Raw genomic sequence first — 4,124 nt, 5'->3', positions numbered from 1 at the left:
CGCCATCGCTGTCAGGGCTACGATAGCAGTTCTTTGTGGCGCCGCACTCGTACGGCTCCGTGAACGCCGCGGTCTGGTGCCGTGCGTTCGTGTTGTGGGAACCTGCCGTCCGCAAGAGAGAGGAGACGGTGATGGTAGTCTGCGTGGAAAATCTGAACAAGGTTTACCGCGTCCCGGTCAGAGAAGGCGGCTTCTTGGGCACCATCGAGCACTTGCTCCGCCCGCGATACCGGGAGATCCACGCTCTGAGAGATATCTCCTTTCAAATCGGGCGGGGTGAACTGGTCGGGTACTTGGGGCCCAACGGGGCCGGCAAATCCACATCTCTCAAGATCCTTACCGGCACGCTGCTCCCCACGTCCGGCACGGTGTACGTCTGCGGTCTACGACCTCATGCCGACCGCCGCAGCTACGTCCGCCGAATCGGTGCCCTCTTCGGACAGCGTTCGCACTTGTGGTGGGACCTTCCGGTTATCGACTCCTACCGCATGCTGGCCAACATCTACGAGGTCCCGCCGGCCAGGTTGGAGGCCAAGCTCTCTGTCTTGGACGAGGGTCTGGGCATCAGTTCCTACCTCAACCGACCTGTACGCCAGTTGAGTCTCGGCGAACGCATGAGGTGCGAGTTAGCGGCCACGCTTTTGCACGACCCGGAGGTCCTCTTTCTCGATGAGCCCACCATAGGCCTGGACATCTCGGCCAAACATGGGATGAGGACATTTCTGAAGCGGGTTAACCGGGAGATGGGTGTAACCATCATGCTGGCCTCACACGACCTAGCCGACGTGGAAAGGCTTTGCAATCGGGTGATAGTCATCGACAAGGGCCGGTGCATCTTCGACGGGAGCTTGGCCGCCCTCCGGGAGCGTTTTCCTGGCCGTCGGCTAGCCAAGATTCGGTTTGAGGTTCCTCCGTCTCCCGTCGCGGTGGCGGCTGGTCTCCAGCCGCTCCTGGAGGAGGACGGGGTTTGGGAGATGACCAGCTCGCACGACCTGGTGATTCAACTACCTCACTCCTGCCAAGTGGGTTGGCTAGTAGACACTCTCGGTCGAGTGGCACGCATTGCGGACCTGACGCTGGAGGAGCCGAGGGTAGAGGACATACTGCGGACACTCTACGAGAGCGGAGTGGAGACCTCATGCTGACAGTGTCAGCCAGCCTGGCCCGCTACGCCCGGCTTTACGCTGCTTTCCTGCGCCTTCATTTCAAGCGGCTCGCAGAGTACCGCGGTGACTTCGTTATAGGGGCTGTAGCCCTCATCATATCGCAGACCGCGGGACTCCTATTCATCTGGGTGATCTTTACGCGGATTAAGAGCCTGGCCGGTTGGAACGTATTCGAAGTAACCCTGCTTTACGGGTTGGCTACCGGAGCTGGTTCCTTGGCCCGGTTGCTCTTCTCCAACTTGTGGTCTCTTGGGACCACCTTCGTGCGCAGGGGAGATCTCCTCCGTCTCCTCATCCGGCCTGTTAACCCCCTCTTTCACCTCATCGCCGAACACTTCGAGGAGGAGGCCATCGGGGGGTTGGCCCTTGCCCTGGCCCTGGTCGGCCACGCTCTGACCGGCTTGGGGATGGCCACCGAACTGTGGCGCTGGGCTGTTGCCATTTTGACCATGGTTTTTGGGGCATTCATCATCGGCGGTATAAACCTGGCCGTAGCTTCACTGTCGTTCTGGATGGTGGATTCGGCACCCCTGATGTGGGCGGTGAGCAACTTCAGCCGCTTCGCTCGCTATCCGCTGGGTGCCTACCATCGGGCCGTACGGTTCATCGTCACCTGGATCCTGCCCTACGGCGCGGTTACCTTCTACCCGGCCCACCTGATAAGCGGCCGTGGCGATGCCTGGAGTTGGCTGGCCACGCCGGGCGCCGCCGCCGCGGTTTGCTTGGTAGCTTACCGGCTCTGGCTCGCCGGTTTGAGGCGCTTTGAGGGAGTTGGTTCCTGATGCTGGGAGCCGTCAAGCGATACGCCTCGGTAGCTGCCGTGGCCCTGAAGGCCGAGATGTCCTACAGCCTATGGTTCTTCTCCTTCGGTTTCGCTGCGGTTCTGGAGGTTTTGGTGCTGGTCTTTCTCTGGAGGGCGGTCTATGCAGGTGACGCCGGGCAGACCCTCCCAGTAGCGCTGGGAGAGATGCTGACCTACGTCTGCGTGGCCCGGATAGTCCACCAGTTTACCTATCCTACCGGCCAGCTCCCCCAGGCTATCCGCAGCGGGGATATCTCCGTCCTCTTCCTGCGGCCTGCGGACGTACAACTCTACTACCTCTCTTATCACCTGGGAGCCATTCTGGCCGAAGTGGCCCGAATCGCCTTACCGATGTACGTAGCGGTGAGCTTAATCGTGGGTCCCGTACTGCCCCACTCTGCGCTGGCCCTGGCCCAGTTCGTTCTCAGCCTGGCAGCGAGTGTTGTGGTGGGGTTTCTAATCAACTTCATGACGGAAACCCTGTCGTTCTGGACTCTTAATGCTTGGGGGATACGAGCGGCCCGTGAGGCTACGATCGAGTTGCTTTCCGGTTCCACCGTTCCGTTGTTCGTCTTCCCCACCTGGCTGGCGAACGTAGTGGGCCACTTGCCCTTCGCCTCGACCGTCTATGTACCGACCGCCATTTTTGCGGGCATCATCTCAGGGACCGCTGCCTGGCAGGCCATTTTGGGCCAGTTGGCCTGGGCCGTGGTGCTGACCTTCCTCGCCCGCGGTCTCTGGCGAGCGGCTACTAACCGGGTTATCGTCCAGGGAGGCTGAGAGACGTAAAGCCTTAGGAGGCTGAAACGGTGAGCCGGCGCATGGAAGTGATCCCCAGTTTCCCGGCCATCCTCCGGGCCAAAGTCCTCCACATCATGGCCAGCCACCACGGGCAGTACGTCTGGCAATCTCGTAAGCGGCCCAAATTCCTTGAGGCCTGCCTGGTGCATTCTTTCTGCGGGGAGGTGTCCTGTGGCAGGAAGACCGCCAGGTGGACAAGACCGGCTGCATCCCCCTGCTGGGCAACGTTTACGAGGTCGACCCTGCCGTCGCGCGCAAAGCCACGGCAGCGCCGCAACGGGGCGTTGATTGAAAGGAGCCTTGACATACGGCTGGACACAGCTTACAAGTCTTCTTGGGGGTTCCGCTGGGTTCGGTTTTTCTTCGGGATTTGATGTGACCCGAGGTGCAAGGGGGCCAGGACCGTGAGTCCCACGCGATCAGGGAATGAGACCCAGGGGGCAATGGCGTTTGAGGTCGACGCCGCGCTTGTGGTGGAATTGGGAGAGAAGCTGGTGGCGCGGAAGTCGGTGGCACTGGCTGAGCTTATCAAGAATGCGTATGACGCGGACGCTACGGAGGTTGTGGTAACCTTTGACCGCGTTTGCAAACCCGAGGGCTCGATTACCGTTGAGGACAACGGAGTTGGCATGACTTTTGAGACCCTCCGCCGGACCTGGATGAGGATAGCTACCGACCAGAAACTGAGAAATCCCTACTCGCCTCGGTACCGCCGACCGACTACAGGCGCAAAGGGAGTGGGCAGGTTCGCTGCGGCAAGGCTCAGCCAGGAGCTGATTCTTCAGTCCGTGGCACAGGTCGACGAAGTAACGTGGGAACAGGTGACCGTGCGTTTTGACTGGAGCCAGTATAGGCCTGGGGCTGACCTGCGCCAGGTAGAGCACCACTACGAGGTCAGAAGGAGCAACACCCCACTCCCCACCGGCGTGAAGTTGATGCTCCAACGGCTCCGAGATACGTGGGCTGAGTCGGACTTCAGGGAAGTGATGGACGATCTTCTGTACTTGACCCCGCCATATTCCGCTCCGGAGCCCGGGTTTTCCGTCCGGTTTGTGGCTCCGGAGTTTCCTGAGTACGAAGGCAGGCTATCAGACAAGTTCCTGGAAGCTGCCACGGCAAAACTCCGCGGACGCGTGTCGGAGAACGGCACCCCCGTTTACACGCTTACCTTCCGCGATGAGAAGCGCACCCTTAGTTTTGAGGCACCTGAGACTAGGTTTCCCGCCCTGGTTGGAGCCGAATGCATTGTCCACCTTTTCCTTTTTGAAAGGCGTGAGCTTGGATCGGGAATACGGGTCGGAACGGCTGCAGACGTAGGGCGGCGACATGGGGGGGTGCGGATTTACCTTGACGGC

General features: G+C 60.5%; 4 protein-coding genes. All 4 read left to right on the top strand.

Features of this window, described 5'->3' with window-relative positions:
• Positions 1-131 precede the first annotated feature (131 nt).
• Positions 132-1,145: an ATP-binding cassette domain-containing protein gene (locus AB1609_17075; protein ID MEW6048160.1), complete on the top strand. Its 1,014-nt coding sequence runs from the start codon at positions 132-134 to the stop codon at positions 1,143-1,145.
• Entirely contained in the window at positions 1,139-1,948 is an 810-nt protein-coding gene (locus tag AB1609_17070) for an ABC-2 family transporter protein (GenBank protein MEW6048159.1), read from the top strand. Before AB1609_17075 ends, AB1609_17070 begins: the two co-directional genes overlap by 7 nt.
• On the top strand, positions 1,948-2,748 hold the full coding sequence (locus AB1609_17065) for an ABC-2 family transporter protein (protein ID MEW6048158.1): 801 nt from the start codon (positions 1,948-1,950) through the stop codon (positions 2,746-2,748). Before AB1609_17070 ends, AB1609_17065 begins: the two co-directional genes overlap by 1 nt.
• A 464-nt stretch (positions 2,749-3,212) precedes the next feature.
• A partial coding sequence (locus AB1609_17060) for an ATP-binding protein (GenBank protein ID MEW6048157.1) occupies positions 3,213-4,124 on the top strand: 912 nt, incomplete at its 3' end.

The organism is Bacillota bacterium, assembly GCA_040754675.1.
GTDB lineage: Bacteria > Bacillota > Limnochordia > Limnochordales > Geochordaceae > Geochorda.
The sequence above is the reverse complement of the archived record's forward strand: the minus strand, read 5'-3'. Positions and strand labels throughout refer to the sequence as shown.

What these genes read in the sequence shown, in the direction of transcription:
- AB1609_17065 (MEW6048158.1), top strand. Translation starts at nt 1,948, where the DNA reads ATGCTGGGAGCCGTCAAGCGATACGCCTCGGTAGCTGCCGTGGCCCTG.
- AB1609_17070 (MEW6048159.1), top strand. Translation starts at nt 1,139, where the DNA reads ATGCTGACAGTGTCAGCCAGCCTGGCCCGCTACGCCCGGCTTTACGCT.
- AB1609_17075 (MEW6048160.1), top strand. Translation starts at nt 132, where the DNA reads ATGGTAGTCTGCGTGGAAAATCTGAACAAGGTTTACCGCGTCCCGGTC.